Source organism: Prauserella marina (genome assembly GCF_002240355.1).
In the GTDB taxonomy this organism is placed as follows: domain Bacteria; phylum Actinomycetota; class Actinomycetes; order Mycobacteriales; family Pseudonocardiaceae; genus Prauserella_A; species Prauserella_A marina.
The window spans coordinates 3,744,842-3,765,931 of record NZ_CP016353.1; the positions used below are offsets into that span (position 1 = coordinate 3,744,842).

20 protein-coding genes are annotated in these 21,090 nt (G+C 69.6%); 9 read left to right on the plus strand and 11 right to left on the minus strand.

Annotated elements, in window-relative coordinates; translation table 11 throughout:
• Positions 1-168 precede the first annotated feature (168 nt).
• The 3 genes from BAY61_RS17570 to BAY61_RS17580 all read right to left on the minus strand — a co-directional run bounded on the left by BAY61_RS17570 (position 169) and on the right by BAY61_RS17580 (position 2,657).
• Positions 169-768 (minus strand): CBS domain-containing protein, encoded by a 600-nt coding sequence (locus BAY61_RS17570; protein ID WP_091808633.1) that lies wholly within the window; start codon positions 766-768, stop codon positions 169-171.
• Positions 769-1,683, minus strand: coding sequence for a universal stress protein (locus BAY61_RS17575; RefSeq protein WP_091808986.1), 915 nt, complete (start codon positions 1,681-1,683; stop codon positions 769-771).
• Positions 1,684-1,745: 62 nt separating this feature from the next.
• On the minus strand, positions 1,746-2,657 hold the full coding sequence (locus BAY61_RS17580) for a universal stress protein (RefSeq protein ID WP_091808635.1): 912 nt from the start codon (positions 2,655-2,657) through the stop codon (positions 1,746-1,748).
• A gap of 175 nt (positions 2,658-2,832) precedes the next feature.
• Between BAY61_RS17580 and BAY61_RS17585 the strand changes: the two genes are divergently transcribed.
• From BAY61_RS17585 to BAY61_RS17605, 5 genes are all read left to right on the plus strand, one after another.
• Positions 2,833-3,324 (plus strand): hypothetical protein, encoded by a 492-nt coding sequence (locus BAY61_RS17585; protein WP_091808637.1) that lies wholly within the window; start codon positions 2,833-2,835, stop codon positions 3,322-3,324.
• 167 nt (positions 3,325-3,491) lie between these two features.
• The gene (locus tag BAY61_RS17590; protein WP_091808639.1) at positions 3,492-4,547 is read left to right on the plus strand and encodes a wax ester/triacylglycerol synthase domain-containing protein; all 1,056 of its coding nucleotides are present in this window, start codon (positions 3,492-3,494) and stop codon (positions 4,545-4,547) included.
• 24 nt (positions 4,548-4,571) lie between these two features.
• A complete protein-coding gene (locus BAY61_RS17595) occupies positions 4,572-4,940 on the plus strand; it encodes a WS/DGAT domain-containing protein (RefSeq protein WP_091808641.1) in 369 nt (122 codons plus the stop codon).
• Positions 4,937-5,875 (plus strand): universal stress protein, encoded by a 939-nt coding sequence (locus tag BAY61_RS17600; protein ID WP_091808643.1) that lies wholly within the window; start codon positions 4,937-4,939, stop codon positions 5,873-5,875. Before BAY61_RS17595 ends, BAY61_RS17600 begins: the two co-directional genes overlap by 4 nt.
• A complete protein-coding gene (locus tag BAY61_RS17605) occupies positions 5,872-7,383 on the plus strand; it encodes a bifunctional aminoglycoside phosphotransferase/ATP-binding protein (protein ID WP_091808644.1) in 1,512 nt (503 codons plus the stop codon). The genes BAY61_RS17600 and BAY61_RS17605 overlap by 4 nt, the downstream gene beginning before the upstream one ends.
• Positions 7,384-7,408: 25 nt before the next feature.
• On the opposite strand, the gene BAY61_RS17610 is transcribed toward BAY61_RS17605, so the two are convergent.
• From BAY61_RS17610 to BAY61_RS17630, 4 genes are all read right to left on the minus strand, one after another.
• Positions 7,409-8,380 carry a DUF3048 domain-containing protein gene (locus BAY61_RS17610; RefSeq protein WP_091808646.1) on the minus strand — a complete coding sequence of 324 codons (972 nt, stop codon included), beginning with the start codon at positions 8,378-8,380 and terminating at the stop codon, positions 7,409-7,411.
• A gap of 93 nt (positions 8,381-8,473) precedes the next feature.
• A complete protein-coding gene (locus BAY61_RS17615; protein ID WP_091808988.1) occupies positions 8,474-9,472 on the minus strand; it encodes a zinc-binding alcohol dehydrogenase family protein in 999 nt (332 codons plus the stop codon).
• Between the two features lie 95 nt (positions 9,473-9,567).
• Complete coding sequence (locus tag BAY61_RS17620) at positions 9,568-10,170, minus strand: Rv1733c family protein (RefSeq protein WP_091808648.1); 603 nt, start codon at positions 10,168-10,170, stop codon at positions 9,568-9,570.
• A gap of 375 nt (positions 10,171-10,545) precedes the next feature.
• The gene (locus BAY61_RS17630) at positions 10,546-11,556 is read right to left on the minus strand and encodes a universal stress protein (RefSeq protein WP_091808652.1); all 1,011 of its coding nucleotides are present in this window, start codon (positions 11,554-11,556) and stop codon (positions 10,546-10,548) included.
• Between the two features lie 462 nt (positions 11,557-12,018).
• Between BAY61_RS17630 and BAY61_RS17635 the strand changes: the two genes are divergently transcribed.
• The 4 genes from BAY61_RS17635 (at position 12,019) to BAY61_RS17650 (ending at position 17,619) form a co-directional block, all read left to right on the plus strand.
• Positions 12,019-14,868, plus strand: coding sequence for a patatin-like phospholipase family protein (locus BAY61_RS17635; RefSeq protein WP_110057717.1), 2,850 nt, complete (start codon positions 12,019-12,021; stop codon positions 14,866-14,868).
• A gap of 188 nt (positions 14,869-15,056) precedes the next feature.
• Positions 15,057-15,518, plus strand: coding sequence for a Rieske (2Fe-2S) protein (locus BAY61_RS17640; RefSeq protein WP_091808989.1), 462 nt, complete (start codon positions 15,057-15,059; stop codon positions 15,516-15,518).
• Entirely contained in the window at positions 15,515-16,555 is a 1,041-nt protein-coding gene (locus BAY61_RS17645) for an amidohydrolase family protein (protein WP_245865176.1), read from the plus strand. The genes BAY61_RS17640 and BAY61_RS17645 overlap by 4 nt, the downstream gene beginning before the upstream one ends.
• Positions 16,552-17,619, plus strand: coding sequence for an amidohydrolase family protein (locus BAY61_RS17650; protein ID WP_091808654.1), 1,068 nt, complete (start codon positions 16,552-16,554; stop codon positions 17,617-17,619). Before BAY61_RS17645 ends, BAY61_RS17650 begins: the two co-directional genes overlap by 4 nt.
• A 14-nt stretch (positions 17,620-17,633) precedes the next feature.
• Here BAY61_RS17650 and BAY61_RS17655 read toward each other — a convergent pair whose 3' ends face one another.
• The 4 genes from BAY61_RS17655 to BAY61_RS17670 are packed head-to-tail and all read right to left on the minus strand — an operon-like array spanning position 17,634 to position 21,089.
• Positions 17,634-18,863 (minus strand): styrene monooxygenase/indole monooxygenase family protein, encoded by a 1,230-nt coding sequence (locus BAY61_RS17655; protein ID WP_091808656.1) that lies wholly within the window; start codon positions 18,861-18,863, stop codon positions 17,634-17,636.
• A 37-nt stretch (positions 18,864-18,900) separates the two neighbouring features.
• Complete coding sequence (locus BAY61_RS17660) at positions 18,901-20,133, minus strand: styrene monooxygenase/indole monooxygenase family protein (protein WP_091808657.1); 1,233 nt, start codon at positions 20,131-20,133, stop codon at positions 18,901-18,903.
• Positions 20,126-20,773, minus strand: coding sequence for a GTP-binding protein (locus BAY61_RS17665; RefSeq protein WP_091808659.1), 648 nt, complete (start codon positions 20,771-20,773; stop codon positions 20,126-20,128). Before BAY61_RS17665 ends, BAY61_RS17660 begins: the two co-directional genes overlap by 8 nt.
• Positions 20,748-21,089, minus strand: a complete 342-nt coding sequence (locus tag BAY61_RS17670) for a DUF742 domain-containing protein (protein WP_176879837.1) — start codon at positions 21,087-21,089, stop codon at positions 20,748-20,750. Before BAY61_RS17670 ends, BAY61_RS17665 begins: the two co-directional genes overlap by 26 nt.
• Position 21,090 lies beyond the last annotated feature (1 nt).

The following is a 21,090-nucleotide window of genomic DNA, read 5'->3' on the forward strand; positions in this document are numbered from 1 at the left end:
AACACCTCCCTCAAGCATCGACCGGATACCCCGCCGCACGCAGCGGTCAGTCGTCCCCCGATAGCAGGGCATTAGGTCCCTGTTCAGCTCGCTGACCAGGACGAACACCCGCCTGGTTTGACCTTGTGACTCGGCGGCGGTGATCGCGGGACGCCGACGGTCCCGTGGTCAGTCGGCGGGCCGGTGAATGGTGGTGGCGCTGGTGACTCCCGGTACCGATTCGGCGAGCAGGGTCGCCACGTGCCGGTCGGCCGCATCGTCGTACTCGTCGACGATGCTGGCGACCCCGTCGCGCACGGCCACGGTCCACCGGTCCGCTCCCCCGTAGATCATGAGCCGCCGACGCACATCCCTGGCGATCGTGGTGTCGTCGCGGGACAGCGCGCGCACCACGTCTCTGCGCGTCACGATTCCCACCACCCGCTGACTGTCCACAATGGGCATCGCGTGAAATCCCTCGGTCAGCAGCACCGACACCAGCTCCGCGATGTCCGCTTTCCGCGAGCGTGACGACGCGGGGCTGGTCATCACCTCACCGACCGTCGTCGGCGGTACCTGCCTCACGGCTGGCCTGCCGCCCCTGACTCCGGGCGGGATCTGATCGCGCAACAGGTCGGCCTCCGTCACGATCCCCGTCAGCCGCTCGTCGCCCGCCACCACCGGTAACGAGGTGAACCCGTGTTCGGAGAGCAGCCGGGCCGCCTCCTTGACCGTGGTCTCCTCGGTCACCGTGACCACGGGGCGGGACATCAGCTCCTCGGCCCGCATCTACGCGGCCCCGTCCGTCTCGGCCCGGCCGGTACCCGCTGGCGGGCGGACGATGGCGACAGGGCACGGCGCGTGCGTGACGAGCGCCCTGCTCGTCGACCCGAGCAGCATGCCCGTGAACCCCCCTCGGCCCCTGCTGCCGACCACCACCAGCTGGGCCCGCCCCGCGCGCTCCAGCAGCGCGCGCACGGGCCGTCCGCGCTCCACGACCGTCTCGACCTCGACGCCGGGGAACTTGTCCTGCCACAACGCCACCTGCGCGTCGAGCACCGCCTTCTCCTCGGCGTCGACGTCGGCGGGATCGACGGAGAACGGGTACATGCGCAGTGTCGCCTCAAGGGTCACGTCGTTCCAGGTGTGCACGGCGATCAGCCGGACGCCTCGTGCCGAAGCTTCCTCGAACGCGAACTCCAGCGCGTTGAGGCTCGCCTCCGAGCCGTCGACCCCGACCACGACGGGCCCCTTGACCGGAGGCTGGTCGCTGGGCTTGGCGCCGCGCACCACCGTCACCGGGCAGTCGCCGTGCGCGGCCAGCGCGACAGCCACCGACCCGACGAGCATGCCGGTGAATCCGCCGAGCCCCCGCGAGCCGATCACCACGAGCCGCGCCCCCGCCGACTCCTCGAGCAACGCGGGCACGACCTCGCCTTCGAGCAGATCGGTTTCCACCTCGACACCCGGCGCTGCCTGTTCGGCCGCCGTCCTGGCCTCGTCGAGCCAGATCTGCCCCTGGTGCCGCATTCCCTCCCTCACCTCGGGATAGGTCGCGAGGAACCCCGGATAACCCCGCATCGGCACGAAGTAGGTGTGCACGAGGCGCAGCACCTCGCTTCGCGCGGCGGCGTCCCGCGCCGCCCACACCGCCGCGTTCACCGCTGAGGGTGAACCGTCCACACCGACGACGATCTTGCTCATCACCATGTCCCCTCACTCTTTGTGTTCGTCTTCCCCACGTCGTGGGACCTCGAAACTGGCTGTCACCCACCCGGCTGACGGCGCACGATCAGCACCGGGCACGGTGCCGAGTACACGAGCGCGTTGCTCGTCGAGCCGAGCAGCATTCCGCTGAATCCACCGCGTCCCCTGCTGCCGACGACGAGCAGCTGCGCTCGCGCGGCGGGTTCGAGCAGGCCGCGCAGCGGCCGGTCTCTGCGCACGACCCGCTCGACGGACACCTCCGGGTAGCGCTCCTGCCAGCCCGCGAGCCGTTCGGCCAGCACGAGGCGCTCCTTGGTCTGGATCTCGTCCCATGCGAGCCCTTCGGTGCCGAGGCCCTCAAGACCCGCCATGGCCGCGAAGGAGGCGTCGCTCCACGCGTGCACGGCGATCAGCGACGTCCCTCGTACAGCCGCCTCCTCGAAGGCCGCGGCCACGGCGGCCTCACTCGTCGAGGAGCCGTCGACGCCGACCACCACCGGCCCCTCGGCGGGCGGCTCGCCGTCCTGCCCCCTCCCCCTGACGACAGCGACCGGGCACGGGCCATGCGACACGAGGGCGACCGCGACCGAGCCGACGAACGTCCCGGTGAGCTCCCCGAGTCCCCTTGTGCCGAGTACGAGCATCCGCGCGGCGCGGGCCCGCTCCCGCAGGATCGGGACCGGGTTGCCGATGTGGAACTCCGTGCTGACGGTCAGTTCTCCCGCACCGGCCGCCGCGAGCCTGGCGTGTTCCTCCGCCTCGGCGAGGCGCCGCTCGCCTTCGGCCTCCAAACCGGAGAAGTAGCCGGCAGGGGGGCCGATTCCCGCCCCGTAGGGCACGGGCATGAGCATCGTGGACACCAGAACCAGCGGCGCGTGCCGCCGTGCGGCAGTGCGTGCCGCCCACGCCGTCGCCCTCAACGCCGAGGTGGACCCGTCGACACCTGCCAGTATCGGAGCATTGCCGTTCACGATCGTCTGCCCTCCTCGGCGATCACTCGTTCATGGTGACCGCATCGCGGCGGGCGCGCGTAGGTCGAAAGCCCTTCGTGGGAGGTACCTACAGCCCTGTCCGGCTGGCGCCTCCCCCGCGCATGGTGGATGCGCACGGAGGTGACAGCACACTCCCGGCCGACCGGAGGTCGCGATGAACGACCGGCGAACGCAACAGCACGTCGAGGGCGCCCCGTGCCCGGTCTGCGGGGTCCCCGTCGGCCGCCGCCCGCCGTACGCGCCCGAGCACAGCCCGATCGACGACCCCATGCTCACGACGCCCTCGGCCAAGCTGTGCGCCGTCGCGCTGGAAGGTCAGATCAGGGTCTTCGACGTGCCCGTCGAGGCGAGCGAGGGCTTCGGCGGCGCCGTGGCGGCCGGAATGGACGACGACGGGTCGGTGCGGGGCATGGTCGGCCTCGCCGAGGACCTCGACGACGACCTGCGCGCCGACGTGCTCGCCTTCGGGATCGCCGTGCTGGCAGGGGCGATGAACGTGGTCACCCGCAGCCCCAACGGCTACCTCGCCATCGGCAGGACGCGGTTGCCCGCGGCGCCGACCGGTGTTGGTCACCTCGCCTGGCACATGGCACGCACCTGCGGAAGGGACACACCGTCGGCGACGTTCGAACTGGTCAGCCTGTGATCCGACGGCCGTCCCGTGCTCACTGCCCCGGTCCCCTGGTCCCTCCCGAACACCGCGATGCCCGTTCACTCGTCAGCGCAAGGCAGGAAACGAACCCGGTCGGCGCGCGCGGGAGGACGTACCGTGCGGGAAAAGGCGCCGGACCGAGACCGCGGTGAGGGGCGAGCATGAACGGGCACACGACACCCGTCGAGCGCATGGGCGGCGGAGACCTGATGACCCTGGCTTCCGACCTGGGTGACCCGCCCATGCAGATCGCCGGAATCCTGGTACTCGATGGAGGGTCCGCGCTCAACGCCGACGTGGTCGCTGCCGCCGTCGCGGAAAGGGCGAGCGGCATCCGCCGGTTCCGGCAGCACCTCGTGCACGCGCCCGCCGGGCTCGGAAACCCTTACTGGGCCGATGATCCCCGCTTCGGCATCCACCGGCACTTCCTGCACGTGCACTGTCCGGCCCCCGGCGACGACGAGGCGTTACTCGACATCGCCACGACCTCGGTGACGCGGAAGCTGCCCCGGGACCGGCCATTGTGGTCGGTCACGTTCGTCACCGGGCTCGCGGGCGGCGACGCCGCGCTGGTGTTCGTCATGCACCACGTACTGACCGACGGGGTCGGCGGGCTCGCCGCGCTGACCAGGATGGCCGACGGGACTCCGGCCGAGGCCGATCCGGCGTTCCCCGCGCCGAAGCCGCGCGCGGTCGCGCTGTTGGCCGACGCGAACCGGAGGAGACTCGACACGCTGCGCACACTGCCGAAGGGAGCCGGCAAACTCAGGCGCGGTCTGCGCGAACTACGACCGCGCGGAGTCACGCTGGCTCCGCGCGGTTCGCTCAACCAGCCGACCGGCCCGCGCAGGCGCTTCGCCGTCGCTCGCGCGGATCTGCGGGCCGTGCGCGCCACCACCCGCGAACACGGTGGGATGCTCAACGACGCGGTCCTCACCGCGGCGACCGGCGCGCTGCACACGCTGCTGGCCGCACGGGGCGAGGAAACCGGCAGCCTCGTCGTTTCGGTGCCCGTGTCCACCCGCAGCCGCGACCCCGGTGCCCGGCTCGGCAACCACGCCGTCGCCGTGCCCGTCGAACTGCCCACCGGAGGGAAGACCATCGACCGGCTCGCCGCGATCGCGTTGCTCACCAGGGGCAGGTTCGGTTCCGCGCGCGGCGCCTCCGTGGCGCTGGTCGGCCCGGTCTTCCGCGGCCTCGCGAGGCTGAAGCTGTAGCGCTGGCTGGTCGACCACCAGCGCATGCTGTCCACCTCGGTCACCTATCTCAGGGGCCCCTCTGCTCGGCTGGCCTTTCTCGGCACGCCCATCAGCGAGGTCATTCCACTGTCGACGGTCAAGGGCAACATGACGGTCTCGTTCGTCGCGCTGTCCTACGGCGGCAGGCTCACCGTGACCGCGGTGACCGATCCCGAACGGGTCAGGGACCTGCCCGTGCTGATGGCGGGACTGCGCGACGAACTCGCCGTGCTGTCGGCTCGCGGCACGGCAGGCAACGGAGCCGGGAGCGAAAAGCCTTCCGGCATGAGGATTCCCGGCCCGCCGACCGTGGCATCCTGGAGATCCGGCTGGGATACCGGCCGGGACGGCAGCCGAAGGGAGAGTCCATGACCTCGGAACAGGGTGGCAACACACCGATCGTGGCCGGTGTCGACAGCAGCGAGGCCGCGTTGCACGCCGTGCGATGGGCGGCGGCGACGGCGATCCTGCACCGTGCTCCGCTGCATCTGGTGTACGCGGCCGGTTTTCCCGACCTCTACGTCGGGGAGACGATCCAGCCGCCCGAGTCCTTCCGGGAGGAACTGCGCAAGCAGGGCTGGGAGTTCCTGCGTACGGCCGAGGCCGCTGCCCGCGAGGCAGGCAAGGTCGACATCCACTCGCGCTTCGAGACCGACCCTCCCATCCAGGTGCTGCTGGGCGTCTCGGCCTCGGCCCGCATGCTCGTTCTCGGCTCGTCCGGCCGCACCGGCCTGACCGGGCTCATCGTCGGTTCCACGACGCTGGCCATGGTCAGCCACGCCCGCTGCCCCGTCGTGTCGGTCAGAGGTGACTACCCCGACGTCCCCGCGCGCGACCGGCGTCCGGTCGTGGTCGGCATCGACGGCAGCCCGCTCAGCGAGCGCGCCATCGGCTACGCCTTCGACGAGGCCGCCTTTCGAGGGGTCGACCTCGTCGCGGTGCACACCTGGAGCGACGCCGACAACGAGGTGTTCAGCCAGGCCAGGATGTACTACGACTGGGAGCCCATGCGGGACGTCGAGGAACGCAGGCTCGCCGAGCGGCTCGCGGGCTGGCAGCAGGACTATCCCGACGTGAAGGTCACCAGGGTGCTGGTTCAGGACAAGCCCCGGCGCGAATTGCTGGAGTGGAGCGGGAAAGCGCAGCTCGTCGTCGTCGGCAGCAGAGGACGAGGCGGCTTCCGGGGGATGTTGCTCGGCTCGACCAGCCAGGCGCTCGTGCACCGCGCCGAGTGCCCGGTGCTCATCGTGCGGCCGGACAAGAACACCACCACCGGTGCCGCGCGCGGCACGGACGAGCGGGTATGACGGAACCGGCCGCACCGGTCGCGGTGCACGAAACGCACATCGGCGTGGTGTTCCTGCTCGGCGGGCGCGCGTACAAGCTCAAAAAGCCCGTCGACTTCGGGTTCGTCGACTTCAGCAGTCCCGCCAAGCGCAAACACGCGTGCGAACGCGAGGTGGATCTCAACCGCAGGCTCGCTCCCGACGTGTACCTCGGTGTTTCCGAGGTCTCCGGCGTGAACGGAGAACCGGCCGGCCATCTCGTCGTGATGAAGAGGATGCCGGAAGACCGTCGGCTCACCGATCTTGTCGCCTCGATGTGCGCGGGAACGGCCGACGAGTGGACCGGCGAGATCGTGCGCTCACACGTCAGGCTGCTGGCCCGCATGATGGCTTCGTTCCACAGTGGCGCCGACCGAGGCGAGCCCATCTCCGAACAGGGCACGAGGGACGCGATCCTGCGCCGCTGGCGCGAGAGCTTCGATCAGGTTCGCGATCTCGGAGTGCTCGATCACGACGTCGCGGCCGAGATCGAGCGACGGACCGAGGATTTCCTCGCCGGAAGGCAGCCGTTGTTCGCGAGGCGGATCGCCGAGGGGAAGGTCGTCGACGGGCACGGGGATCTGCTCACCGGGGACATCTTCTGCCTCGACGACGGGCCGAGGGTGCTGGACTGCCTCGAATTCGACGACCGGCTGCGCTGGCTCGACGGTCTCGACGACATCGCGTTCCTGGCGATGGATCTCGAACGTCTCGGCGCCACGGCGCTGGCGACCTCGCTGCTGGAGGACTACGCGGCGTTCGCCGGCGATCCGGCACCGTCGTCGTTGCGTCACCACTACATCGCCTACCGCGCCTTCGTCAGGGCCAAAGTGGCCTGCCTGCGGGCAGGGCAGGGTGACGAGGACGCGGCGAAGGAAGCACGCGAGTACGCCGGTCTCGCGCTCGCTCACCTGCGGGAAGGGCAGCCGAGGCTGATCCTCGTCGGCGGCCTTCCAGGAACGGGAAAATCCACGCTCGCCGCCGGAATCGCCGACCGGCTCGGCGCGGTGCTGATCGGCAGCGACCGGCTCAGGAAGGAACTGGCTGGCCGCTCGCCGGCCGACGACGCCTCCTCGGACTACCGGGAAGGTCTCTACTCCGCGGAACACAGCGAGCACACCTACCGGGAACTGGCGCGCAGAGCAGGGGAACTACTCGGGCAGGGCGAAACCGTGGTGCTCGACGCGTCGTGGATTCGCGCGAGCGACAGGGCAGGCGCGAGGGAGGTCTCCTCCGCGACACACAGCACGCTGACCGAGCTGCGGTGCGTCGCGCCTCCCGAGGTCGGCGCGCGCCGCATCGCCGAGCGTGCCGAGGCCGCCGGGGCAGCGCGGCCCTTCTCCGACGCCGACGCCGCGATCGCCGAGGCGATGTCCGCCGACGCCGACGACTGGCCCGGCGCGGCCGACATCGACACCACGTCCTCGCCTGCCGAATCGCTCGAAGCCGCACTGACCGTGCTGGCGGACGACAAGCCGGAGTGTCCATAGTGGACTCTTCGCCGTCGCGTGTTCGTCAGGACACGAGCAGGATCCACACCGGCCCTTCGGCGACGCGCAGTGGCTCACCACCTGCCGTCGTGAACGTCGTCGGCGCCTCGGCGGCCGGTCTCGACCAGGTTCCCTCGAACTCCTGGCCGTCGCGCAGCACGGTCACCGCTCCGGTGCCAACCGTCTCGGCGACCGGCGACACCGCTCCCGCCACGTCCTCCACATGCGCTCCTGCCCTGACCGGGACCTGTTGCACCACAACGGTCGCCGCGCCGACCTGACCGTGACCCACCGATTCCACCGGAGTCCCGTCGAGCGCGACGAGCCACCTGCCCTGTTCGGCCGACCAGCGGAAGTCGTAGGTCGCCGCGGGGAACCGCACGGTGTGCTCACCGGAAGCCCGCCCGCCCTCTGGCGCGGGACCGGTGCCGAACGTCCTGGCCGGCGAGCGGCCGTGACCGGGTGGCAATTGGTCGGGCCGGACGTACAGGTTGTGCGGCAGCGGGCGAGCGGCCTCGCGGAAGTAAGCGCCGGGAATCTGTTCCGAGGTCGCCGAGTCGACGGGGGATTCCTGTAGCAGCGCCAGGATCTCCGGCGCCGCACCGGAGAAAGCGAGCGTGGGACGGCCGAACTGGGCCAGCATGTCGATGTCGGTCTCCCTCGCGCTGCGCACCGGGCCGACGACCGGAGGCAACCTCGTCGAATAGACCGCCGCGAGCCGGGTCAGCCCGCCCTCGACCGGCTCGACGAACACGGCGTCCGCCTCGGTCAGCCCGGTCTGCGGCCTGGCCGGCGCGACGTTGTCGATCTTCACGACGACGACCCGCTCGCCGGGTTCGGCAGGGGCTCCCGGTTCGGTGCTCTCCGGCGGGTTGCCTGGCCTCGCCGGTCCGGCGTCTCGATCACGCCCGGTCAGCAACAGGGCCGCGACCCCCGCCGCGACCACGACGAACACCGCCACCGCGACCAGCAACTGGCGAACCGGTTTGCTCGGCATGTCGGTACACCTTTCGCACTCCGCGCGGCTTACCCGCGACTACAGCAGAAGGTGGGGACCGGTGGCAGCTCCAATCGGCCGCTTCGAGCGAGCTCAGACCAGTACCGCGGCGCCATTCACGCGGTCGGCGGCCAGATCGGCGAGGGCCTGGTCGGCGGCCGACCGCGGGTAGCGGGTCACGCTCACTCGCAGCGGATGTCGGGCGGCGAATCGCAGGAACTCCATGGCGTCTGCCCTCGTGTTGGCCGTGACGCTGCGGAGCCGGCGTTCCTGGAAGAGGTGCCGCTGGTAGTCGAGTGGGGGAATCTCGGTCAGGTGGATACCGGCGACCGCGAGTGTCCCTCCTCCGTCGAGCGCCGCCAGCGCGCTCGGTACGAGCTCACCCGCCGGTGCGAACAGGATGGCGGCGTCGAGCCGTTCCGGCGGGGTGTCGGCGGACCCCTGCGCCGAGGCCGCGCCGAGTTCACGGGCGAGCTCTCTCGCCCGAGCGCCGCGGGTCATGACGTGCACCCTCGCCCCGTCCGCGATCGCGACCTGCGCGGCGAGATGGGCGCTCGCGCCGAACCCGTAGATGCCGAGCCTGCCGCCCGGAGGTACCTCGGCAAGCCGCAGAGCGCGGAAGCCGATGATGCCGGCGCACAGCAACGGCGCGAGTTCGGCGTCGTCGTAATCGTCGGGAAGCCGCAGCGCGTAGGCGGCGGGAACCGTGGTGTAGTCGGCGTACCCGCCGTCGGCGTCCCAGCCGGTGTAGACCGAACGGGGGCACAGGTTCTCCGCACCACGCACACAAAACCGGCATTTCCCGCAGGTGTCCCGCAACCAGGCGGCACCGGCCCTGTCCCCGATGGCGAACCCGGTTCCCGCACCGGCGCCCTTCGCGACCACCTCGCCGACCACCTCGTGACCCGGCACGACCGAAGCCTTGTGCACCGGAAGGTCACCCTCGGCGACGTGCAGGTCCGTCCTGCACACCCCGCACGCGCGGACCCGCAGCAACAGCTCCGCGTGACCGGGGGTGGGCACCGGATCCTCGGTCTGAACCAATGGCCGGGTCTCGACGGCGCCGGGAACCCGTACGTGCCATGCCTTCATCAGCGGGGCGGAGATGGTCATCTCACCGCCCTCCCCCCTGTCGCGGAACCGGAGGAGCCCGGCCGTCCCGGGCTCCGTTGGCGCCACGCGCGGATTCAGCGTCTGCTCCATTGGCGTTCGACCCTCGCCCATTCGCGCGCCCACTGCGCGGCCCGCATCCTGGCGAGCACGGCCCGGAAGGTGAAGAAGATCAGGCAGAACACCATGACGAGCCCGAACCACAGCGACACCGCGACACTGACCCCGTCGGTCGCGGCGCCGACCTTGGTGGCCGGCGGGCTGGTCAGATCGCCCGAATTGTCCAGCCATACGGGTATTTTCGTGCCCTTGGCGCTGCCCCGGTAGGTGGCGAGCGTGCCGACGCGCTCCGTACCGTCCGGCAACCGCCAGCGAGCCTGCACCTTGACGGTCTCGACGTCGCCCGCCGGGGCGGTCACCGGCGCGTCGGCCAGCAGTTCCGCGGTGGCCTTGTGTTTGAGTCCCGCCTCGCGCTGGACGTCGGTCAGCCTGGCGGCATAGGTGTCGCTTCCCGCCGTCGCCGCGATCGGCAACGCGATCAGCGACAGCAACAGCAACACCACGAGCAAGCGCCCCTCCAGCCGGTCGCCCCTGCGCGCCAGCGGGTTTCGGCCGGGATACAACCGCCGCCACAGCCGTGTGGCCCTGCCGCCGGAGCGGTCCCGACCGGACACATCCATCACACCCGACCCCCTTCGCCCGGCGCCCCACCCTCGCGAACCGCACCGGTTGCGCGGGCTTCTTCCGCCCACCGCGATCCAGTATCCCTTGCGGCAGCGCGATTGCGGCAACGAATAGTGTCGCCGCGACACACGAACGTGTCCCTGAGGGCGGTTCGCGGGGTGGCCCGCGCCGACATCGCCGTCCGGGCAAGCGTCTCACGGGAGCCGGTCCGCGCTGCCACCGACCACGCGGAGCGGGACTCCGTGGCGGGCTTCACACCACAGGCCGTGATCACCACGGCCAAGGGGACGGGATGCCTCGCGTTCACCGTAATGGACTAGCGGGTCAAGGCCCTCAACCGTCCACAATGTACTAAGCCGATGGGCGCGCCACTAGTGCCGGGGGCGCACGATCGCCACCGGGCACGCCGAGAGCCGCAACAGTGCCTGGCTCACCGACCCGAGCAGCGCCGTGTCCCTCCCGGCGACCATTCCGCGCGCATGCGAGCCCACCACCAGCAACTGTGCGTAGCGCGCCGCTTCGAGAAGCGCGTCAGCAGCCCGGTTTCCCCGTACGGCCAGTTCGTGAACCACCACGTCGGGGTACTTGTCGCGCCAGCCGGTGACCTCGGCGTGCAGCGCGCGGGCCTCCCCGTCGGCGACGGCGCCGGGCCGGTCCGGCGCCGTGGCCGTGACCGTCCGGGCCGATGGGACGCTCGGTGCCGGTGGGGCGGCAGGTGCGGGATGTGCCGGGACTTCCGCGTACCCCCGCACGAGTTCGTCCCAATCGGCGCCATCGAACGGGTCGTCCCATACCCGTACGGCCAGCAGTCGCGCGCCGCGCGCGGAGGCGGCCTCGAACCCGAACGCCAGCGCCTGCTCGCTCAACGGAGATCCGTCGGTACCGACCACGACCGGGCCGGCGTCGGCGATGGTGTCCTCGCGCACGACGACGACAGGACAACGCGCGTGCGCGGCGACCGTCACCGCGACCGATCCCACGAACAACCTGCGGAAACCACCGAGCCCCCTGGTGCCGACCACGAGCAGGCTCGCGGCACCCGACTCGTCGACGAGGGTGTCGGCCGCACCGCCGAAGCAGACATCCCAGTCGACGTCGATTCCCGGCGCCTCATCGGTGGCGGCCGCCCGCGCGTCGGCGAGCCAGTGCCGCCCCGACTCCGCCCACGCTGAGGCGTACTCCCTCGGCGGCACCATCGGGATCCGGGGGTTCAGCGGCGGCAGATCGCAACTGTGGATCAGCCGCAGCGCCGCGCCGAGCCGGAATGCCTCGCGGGCAGCCCACCTGACGGCGGCCAGCGCGGCTGCCGAGCCGTCCACGCCCACCACGATGGGCTGCGCCTCGATGGGCTCGGCCTTCACCATGTCGTCATCGCCGTTCATCGCTCGCTGTCCTTCCCCGCTGTCGCGGCCCTCGGCCACGTACCGGATCGGGTCGTACCGTGGCGGGACGTGGTGGCAACACCGTCCACGGTCCTCGCGTCATCCGCCTGCCGGTAGGGACCTACTGCCCTGTTCGGCGGTCCGCGAGTCCCCCGTCCACCCGCGCGAGTCCCCCGTCCAGGGCGGCGAGATCCGCACCCAGGACGACGAGATCCGCGTTCGGAACACCGGCACGACTCCGGCCCGCGCAACTCCCGCGGCCCTGGACCCCGTTACCGCCTCCGCGAGCCGGAGGCCGGGCGACGGCGTGCAATAACGAACCGGCCAGACCGCTTTACACCCCTTGGCCCGTCCCAGGAGACTGCTTCGGGCACACACCGGCCGGTGAGCGCGGGCGACCGTCCGGCGCGGATTACGCTGGGTCATCGGCAGCCACACGAATGAAGTACTGGGGGTTCCACCGTGTCCGAACCGGGCTCTACCTCGGACGCCGCGCCGGATCCGGAACCCGGCCCGGAACAGGAACCGGCCGAAGGGCGAAGCGGCACCGACGGACAGAGCAGCACCGCCGCGACCGCTCCGCGCCGTTCGGTCGCCGCCGCCGTCACCTCGGCCGCGATCGCCCTTCCCGTCGCTGCCGCGTTCCTGCCCTCACCATCGGACCTGACCGCGACCGCGCTCGCCGGTGGCGGCCAGCCCGTGCCGCTGCCGGAGGGGACGGCGACCGCCGCGACATGGGACCTGCTGTTCGTCGTCATGTGCGGTGTCGCGCTGTGGCTGGGTACCACGGTCGCGCTGTGGGTCGCACGCACGCCGAACGCCATCAAGCTATCGCGATACGCCAGGATCGCCACCGTCGTCGTCGTGATCACCGGACTGCTCCGCGACCTCGTTCTGCTCGCGGTGACCGGATGGCACGGCATCGCACCATGGGCGCTGGAAGTCGCCACGGCCGCGACCGTCGTCGAGTTCAGTGCCATCCTGTTCGCCGGTCTCGTCGCCGCGACGGCCGTCGTCGTGGTGGTGTGGCGGGGCATCGCGCACACCCAGCGCGAACTCGCCGGACAGGCCGAGCACGACATGGACACCGTGCCACCGGCCCCGTTGGAAAGCGACGATCCGCCCGTCCACGCCGGAGACCGTCGCGGCGCCCATCGCTGGCACTCCGCCTACACCGTGCCCGGCGTCGATCCCGAAATGGTCAACCAACGCTGGGACCGTGGGGAACACACCACGGGGGTCTGCCTTTCCGGCGGCGGCATCAGGGCGGCCAGCGTCGCGATGGGCGCGCTGCAATCGCTGCGGGCCGAACTGCTTTCCGCCGACTACGTCGTTTCGGTGTCCGGTGGCGGCTACACGGCGGGAGCGTTCCAGCAGGCACTCACCGGCGCGCCGCCGCCCTCCGGACTGCCTGGCGAGGTCGTGCGAGACCCGGAAACCGTGTACCAGCAAGGCTCGGCTGAACTCGATCACCTCAGGCGGCACTCCAGCTATCTCGCCGACACGCGAGGACAGCTCATGGGCGCGCTCGGCAGGATCGCCAGAGGACTGCTGCTGTCTCTCACCGTCCTTTTCGGACCGGCGGTGGTGTTCGGCGTCGCCTCGGGCTGGCTCTACGCTCAGGTTCCGCTCACCGACGTGAGCCTCGCGCCGTCGCAATACCCGGTGCCGAGGCCCGGCGCGCTGTACGCCATCGGCTTCGTGGGCGTCACCACGTTTCTGCTTGCCCTCTACAGCCGGGGTGCCGCGGAACGCAGAGCGTTCTCGGCCCGTCTCGTTCCCGCCTTCGGCGTGCTTGCCGCGCTGATCGGCGTCGTCACGCTCGGAATTCCGCTGCTGGTGTGGCTCGCGGCGTGGCTGCTCGACGTGTCGGGTGAGGTGCCAGGAGTGCTCGGCCCTGTCGGCACCGTGCTGCTGACCTACGCGGCCGCCATCGCGTCGATTTTCTGGCGCAGGCGCGCGATGCTCGGCCAGCGGGCATCCGGCCTGCTGCGGCTGCGCAAGAGCGGAGGCGTTCCGGCCGCCGTGCCCAGCGGGATGCTGCAACGCCTGCTCGTCATGGCCACCACCGGGGTGCTCGTCCTGGTGTGGTTGCTGCTGTTCGCGGGTTCGGCCACGACGCTCGGCGAGCCTGCCGCGCTGTGGTCGGCCGCCGTGGTCGGCGCGGTGGTTTTGGTGCTGGGCGGACTGTTCGACGTGACATCGCTGAGCCTGCACCCGTTCTACCGGGAACGGCTCGCCTCCGCGTTCGCCGTGCGCACCGTGCGCAGGGACAGCGACGGCCAAGTGGTCGCCGTGCCCTACACCGCTGCCGAGCGCACGACTCTGTCGGCATACGGCGTCACCGCCGAGGGGGTGCGATTCCCCAAGGTGGTGTTCGCCGCGGCGGCCAACCTCACCGGTGAGGCGAGGACACCTCCAGGGCTCGGCGCGGTGTCCTACACGATGAGCGCCGACTGGACCGGTGGCCCCGACATCGGCTGGGTGCGCACCACCGACCTCGAACGCGCGGTGACTCCCCGGTTCCGTCGCGACCTCACCGTGCAGGGCGCCGTCGCGGTCAGCGGCGCGGCTTTCGCCTCGGCGATGGGCAGGTCGAGCAAGTGGTTCCAGGCACTGCTGGCCGTGTCCGGCGCGCGACTGGGCGCGTGGCTGCCCAATCCGGCCTTCGTCAGACACGCCCACCAGGCGGCCGAACGCGGCGACTGGGCATTCCCGTGGCTCCCCCGCGCCCGGCGCCTGCCGTATCTGGCGAGGGAAGTACTCGGCCTGCACCCGCATCGTGACCGGCTGCTGCACATCAGCGACGGCGGCCACTACGACAATCTGGGTCTCGTCGAGTTGTTCCGCCGCCGCTGCACCCGCATCTTCTGTGTCGACGCCAGCAACGACGCACCACCGACCGCGACCACCTTCGCCGAGGCACTGACCCTCGCCCAGCAGGAACTCGGGATCCGCGTCGAACTCGACGAGCCGTGGACCACCGAGCAGGGCACCGGCGAGGTGTGGGAAGGCGGCGAATCACTGGCGGGAAGGCTGTCGCGTTCGCCACTGATCACCGGCACCGTTCACTATCCCGCCGAAAGCGGGCTCGCCGGAGGCGTCACGGGACGGCTCGTCGTCGCGAGGGCGTTGCTGTGGAAGGACCTTCCCTACTCGCTGCTGTCCTATGCCATGCACAACCCCGAGTTTCCGAACGACAGCACCGGCGACCAGTGGTTCGACGACGCGAAGTTCTCCGCCTACACGGAACTGGGCAGGCGCATCGGCGACGCGGCGAAAGCGGCGGCCGGTGACTCGGCGGCCCGCTGAAGCACCGGTGCTCACCGGACCTGGCACGAGCGCGGGACCGGCCGTGCCGGGCTCGGGCCATTCCCGCCCGGCACCCGCCGGGCGAGTGCGGATCTCGGCGGCGGGGACTCGCCGATAAGTGGCATTGATGGGCGGCAGACAGATTATTTGTTGGGGACACCGGGGCCGGGCTTTCTACGCTGATCGACATGCGAGTTGCAGTGGCGCGGGTCGCGGACTTCCAGCCGGGCGAGCGGCGCATCGTGCGCGTCGGCAGGCGGTCCATCGGGGTGTTCAGGGTCGGCGAGAAGTTCTACGCCATCAACAACCACTGCCCGCATATGAGCGGCCCGCTGTGCCTCGGCCGCACACTGCCCCACTTGAGCTCGTCAGGACCGGGTGATACCCGGCTCGCCGAAGACGACACGCTGCTCGCGTGCCCATGGCACGGCTGGGAGTACGACCTCGCCACCGGCCAGTCCTTCCTCGGGCCCGGCGAGAAACCGGCCCGCGCCCTCGACGTCTCCGTCCAATCGGGACACACCGTCAACGAGGACGCCGTCATGCGTTTTCCCGATCGTGTCCCTGGCCCCTACGTCGCGGAAACCTTCACCGTGGACGTCGAGGACGATTACGTGATCGTCGATACCCGGCAGGGAGGAACATCGTGATCTTCGACGCCGACATCCATCCCGCGATCCGGCCTGCCGATCTGCTCTCCAGGCTGCCCTCGCCGTGGCGGCGCCGGTTCGAACTGTTCGGCACGCGAGCCGTCGCCCCGCCGATGGTGTATCCCCGCGTCCGCAACGGAGGAATGCGGCTGGATTCCTGGCCTGCCGGCGGTCTTCCCGGCAGCGACCTCGACCTCCTCCGCGAGCAGCTGCTCAACGATTACGACATCGGTTTCGGTGTGCTGATTCCCATGCAGGGCCACACGTTCGGCGCCGAAGAGCCCGAGTACGCCGCCGCGTTGTGCCGTGCCCTCAACGACGCGGTCGCCGAACTGTTCCTCGACAAGGAACCACGGCTGCGTAGTTGTGTCTGCGTGCCGCACGAGTCGCCGCGCCACGCCGTGGCCGAGATCGAACGGCTCGCCTCCGACGAGCGCTACGTTCAGGTCCTGTTGCCCACCGGCACGTCCAGCCCGCCGGGGGACAGCAAGTACCTACCGGTGTACGAGGCCGCCGCCGAGGCAGGTCTTCCGGTCGCCTTCCATCTCGGCGGCGTCGAAGGGCACCGAGGCGACGGCTGGCCGTCCTTCTATCTCGAACAACACGCCTGGTACGGCAACTCGACGGCCATGGTGGTCACCAACCTGATCTGCGCAGGTCTTTTCGAGCGGATACCCACGCTGCGCGTGGTGCTCGTCGAGGGCGGCATCTCCTGGGCCGCACCGCTGATGTGGTCACTCGACGACGCGTGGGCGCTGCTGCGCGAGGACGTGCCCGCTCTACGGCACGCCCCTTCGGCCTGCTTCCGCGAGCACTTCTGGTTCACCACCCAGCCCATCGAAGAACCCGACGACCCCGCGCGGCTCGTCGCCGCGCTCGAACACACCGGCATGACCGACCGCATCGTCTTCTCGTCGGACTATCCACATTGGGACTTCGACTCCCCCTCCGTCGCGCTGAGGGATCTGCCGAAGGACCTGCGCACCGCCATCATGAGCCACAATGGACACCGGCTGTACGGAGGAGAGTCCCGGTGAACGGCAAGAACGATCAGGGCACCGAGACGACGGCGGACCGCATCGACACCGACGTGCACTGCGCACCGGCCTCCTTCGCCGACCTCGAACCGTACTTCGCCCGCTACTGGCGCTCCTACATCGAGGACGCGAACCTCACGCTCTCCCCCACCGCCGGTGGCGCCTACCCTCCCGGCGCCAGGACGACGGGGCACGCGGCGACCGATGCGGGTGCGCTGCGCGAGCACGTCGGCGACCTCAGGTACGCGGTGCTGACCTGTGTGACCCCGTTCGACGTGAGCCGCAATCCGTATTTCGAGGCCGCGCTCGCCTCAGCCGTCAACGACTGGGTGCGCGCGGAATGGCTGGAGGGACGACCACGCCTGCGAGGCAGTATCACCGTGTCCACCATGGACCCCGCCGCGGCGGTCGCCGAGATCGAACGGCTCGGTGACGACGAACGGTTCGTCCAGGTGCTGCTTCCGGTCAGGGGCAACGACGTGCGGTACGGGCACGTGCGCTACCAGCCGGTGCTCGCCGCGGCTGCCGAGCGGGATCTGACGGTCTGCCTGCACGCCTGGGGCCGGGTCGGCAACGCGCCGACCCCGAGCGGTTTCACCCACAGCTATCTGGAGGACTACCTCGCCAACGCGCAGATCGCGCAAAGCCAGATCGTCAGCCTCATCGCCGAGGGCGTCTTCGAGCGTCTTCCCGGACTGCGGGTGTGCCTCGCCGAATGCGGGTTCTCCTGGCTGCCGCCGTTGCTGTGGCGCTTCGACAAGGAATGGAAAGGCGTGTGGCGCGAGGTTCCGTGGGTCAAGCAGCGGCCGAGCGACTACGTGTACCGGCACGTCAGAGCCACCACCGCATTCGCGCACCTCCCCTCGGACGAGGGCGAACTCCGCGAAGCGCTCACGGCCATCCGGCCCTCGGACTGGCTCATGTACGCCAGCGATTTCCCGCACCGGCACGGCGAAGGCGGCAGACGGCTGCTGTCGGCATTGGACGGCCCGGACAAGCAGGCCGTCCTTTCCGGCAACGCGCTGCGCTTCTACCGCGGCCTCACGGCTGCCGGTCCCCGCTGACTGTTTCTTCCCGCTCAGGCCACGCTGTTCAGATACGCCATGGCCTGCTCCGGCTCGAAGAACCAGTCAGCGAGCGAGGAAGGATCGTTGACCCCGTTGGTAAAACGGTCGGCGACGGCCTGATTGGTCACCGCCGTACCGAGAATCGCCATCACGTGTTCCGGCGGCGGGCCGAGCATCGTGTTGGTGAACCTGGTGACGTACTGGGCGTGTTCCCAGTAGGTCTCGAAGGTGCGGTGCATCCATTCCTTGTCGAATGGCAGCTCGCCCCTGGACAGAATGCCTTGCAGGTAGTACTCGGCACACCGCGCCGCGTTGTTGGATCCCTGCCCCGTGATCGGGTCGTTGGCGACGACAACGTCGGCCATGCCCATCACGATGTGCCCTGACGGCAGCTCCCCCGCCGGTTTGCGCACGACCGGCGTGTACCCGCCGACCAGCGTCCCCCGCGAGTCGGTGACCGTCGCGTGCTGGAAACGCTCGTACTCCCAGGGAAGGTGCTTCTTCATCCGGTCGAGCTGGCGGGCCCAGTGTTCTTCGGCGTCGGGCCGGTCGCCGAACGCGTCGAAAGGACCTCCGTGGTGACCCGACATGTAGACGATGTCGCAGGGACCGCTGAGCGTGTACCCGGGGATGTTGATGTTCTCCCCGATACCGGGAACGATGTTCAGCCACACGTCGATCGCGCCTGGGCGTTCCCGCCTGGATTGCGCTCCGTGCACATAGGACACCGACAGCGCGCGTTGCGGCTTGGTGAAGACCGACCGCGAATCGTCCCTGTCGAACAGTCCCACCAGTTCGCCCTTGCCCGCGGCGACGATGGTCAGTTCGTACATGCCCGCGAGGCTGTTGAGATCCGCGGTGGTGACCCCGTGGATGACGACCTTGCCGCCCCGCTCCTCGAACAATTCGAGCCAGGTCGCCATTTTGACCCTCTGGTCAATCGATTGGGCCGGACCCGGCCACGCACCGGCGAAGTTCAGCGCCCGCTCGCCATCGGGCCCCGCGACCGAAACGCCTTGGTGCGTGATCCGCGGCGCCACGTCGTCCCAGAGATTGAGCTCATGTTTGCGCTCGATCTTGAGCGCCTCGTCGAACATGCACTGGGTGGACATCACCCGGCTCGCCCGGATCTCATCCGGGGTTCGAGCCGACATCATCGTGACGTCGTACCCGTGCCGTTGCAGTGTCAGGGCCAGTTGCAGGCCGGACTGTCCCGAACCCACGATCAGGATCTTCCGCATCAGCGCAGGTTCCTCTCGTTATTTTGTTGTGTGTCGGTCAACTACGCACGCTCGCAAGGTACTCGGCCGCCTTGGCCGGATCGAGGAACCAGTTCTGGTAGTCCGAGGGATCGCTGAATCCGTTGGCGAAGCGGCGGGCCACTTGCGGGTTGGCCCCAGCCTCACCGAGGATCTCCATCACGTGCGGTGGCGGCGGCTGCAACATCGCGTTCGTCCACTGTGTCACGTGCTGGGCGTAATCCCAGTAGCGCTCGAACGTCGCGTTCTTCCATTCCCTGTCGTAAGGAGCGTCACCCCGTTCGAGGATGGCGTCGAGGAACACCGCCGCGCACTTGGACGCGTTGTTGGATCCCTGGCCCGTGATCGGGTCGTTGGCCACGACGACGTCGGCCATGCCCAGCACCGTATGTCCCGACGGCAGCTCGCCGACCGGGTGGCGCACGACGGGGGTGTACCCGCCCGCGAGCGTGGCCTTGTCGTCGGTCAACTCGACGTTACGGGCCCTCTCGTACTCCCACGGCAGATACTGCTTCATGAAACCGAGTATCCGGTCGAGGTGCTCCTGCGGGCCCGGCCGGTCGCCCCAGCAGTCGAGCGGGCCGCCGGGGATTCCCTCGAAGAAGAGAATGTCGCAGTTCCCGCTCAGCGTGTAGCCGGGAATCATGAACAGCTCGCCGACACCGGGGATGATGTTGAACCGCACGGCGGCGTACTCGGGGTGCTCCGGCCTTCGCTCCAGCCCGTGCACGTAGACGAGCGACAACGCGCGCTGCGGGCTGGTGTAGGGCGAACGTTCGGGGTTGCGGTCGAACAACTCGACCAGCTCCCCCTTGCCAGCAGCCACCACCACGAGGTCGTACATTCCCGCGAGCTTGTCGAGATCGGCCGTCGTCACCCCGTGGATGATGAGCTGGCCGCCCTTGCGCTCGAACAGTTCGAGCCAGCCGGCCATTTTCACTCGCTGGTCGACCGACTGCGCGTAGTTGTCGAGTTTGCCGAACCAGTCGAGGACCCTGCTGCTGTCCGGGCCCGCGATCGAGACGCCGAGCCCGTCGACCCGAACGCACTCCCGCTCCCACAGGTTCAGGTCGTGGTCGCGTTCGTGCTGCAACGCGTCGTGGAACATGCACTGGGTCGACATGACCCTGCCCTTGCGGATCTCGTCCGGTGTGCGGGCCGACATGACCGTGACGTCGTAACCGTGCTCACGCAGGGTCAACGCGAGCTGCAACCCGGACTGACCGGCTCCGACGATCAAGATCTTACGCATGTGCTCGTACCCTCCCCGGTTCCGAAAGCTCAGCCAGCGACAACGTGTACGAGACGAGCTCACGCAGCGCGGCCGCGGTCGAGGCGGGCTCCCGCGCGTCGCAGGTGATGAGCGGGATGTCCGGGCTGAGCGCGAGGGCGTCCCTGATCTCGTCCAGCTCGTGGTGGATCTCGCCGTCGAACCTGTTGACCGCGACGATGAACGGGAGGTCCGAGTCGTTCTCGAAGTAGTTGATCGCCGCGAACGACTGATCGATCCTCGCGGTGTCGACGAGCACGATGGCGCCGAGCGCGCCACGGGAAAGGTCGTCCCACAGGAACCAGAACCGGGCCTGTCCCGGCGTGCCGAACAGGTACAACAGCAGGTCCGAATGCAGCGTGATCCTGCCGAAGTCCATCGCGACGGTGGTGGTCGACTTCCCGCCGCCGGGCGGAAGGTCGTCCACCCCCGAGCCCGCTTCGGTCATCCACGCTTCGGTGTTGAGCGGAGGTACCTCGGAGACGGAGCCGACGAACGTCGTCTTGCCGACGCCGAAACCGCCTGCGATGACGATCTTCGCGGAAACCGTGAGCAGACCGGCGTCGGTTTCTCCTTCCGAGGGCTCGACCGCCCGCTCAGACCGGTAGCCGCTTGAGTCCATCGAGGATCCTCTCGAGTACATTCCGATCGTGCTGGTAGGCCGCCGCGGTGGGGTGGATATAGATCGCCCCCTGCGCGGCGAGATCGCTTACCAGCACTCGCACCACGCCCAGCGGGATCGTCATCACCACGGACAGCTCCGCGATGGACACCCTGGTACGGGCGCGTTCGTACAACAACTGCGACTCCGGCATGAGGGAGTCGCTCAGGCTCGGGTCGTAGTGCGGCACCGAGACAAGCGTTTCCACAAGCAAGTCGTAGCGCGGTTTCGTCCGCCCCCCGGTGAGCGCGTACGGCCGGATGCGCTTGCTGCGCATT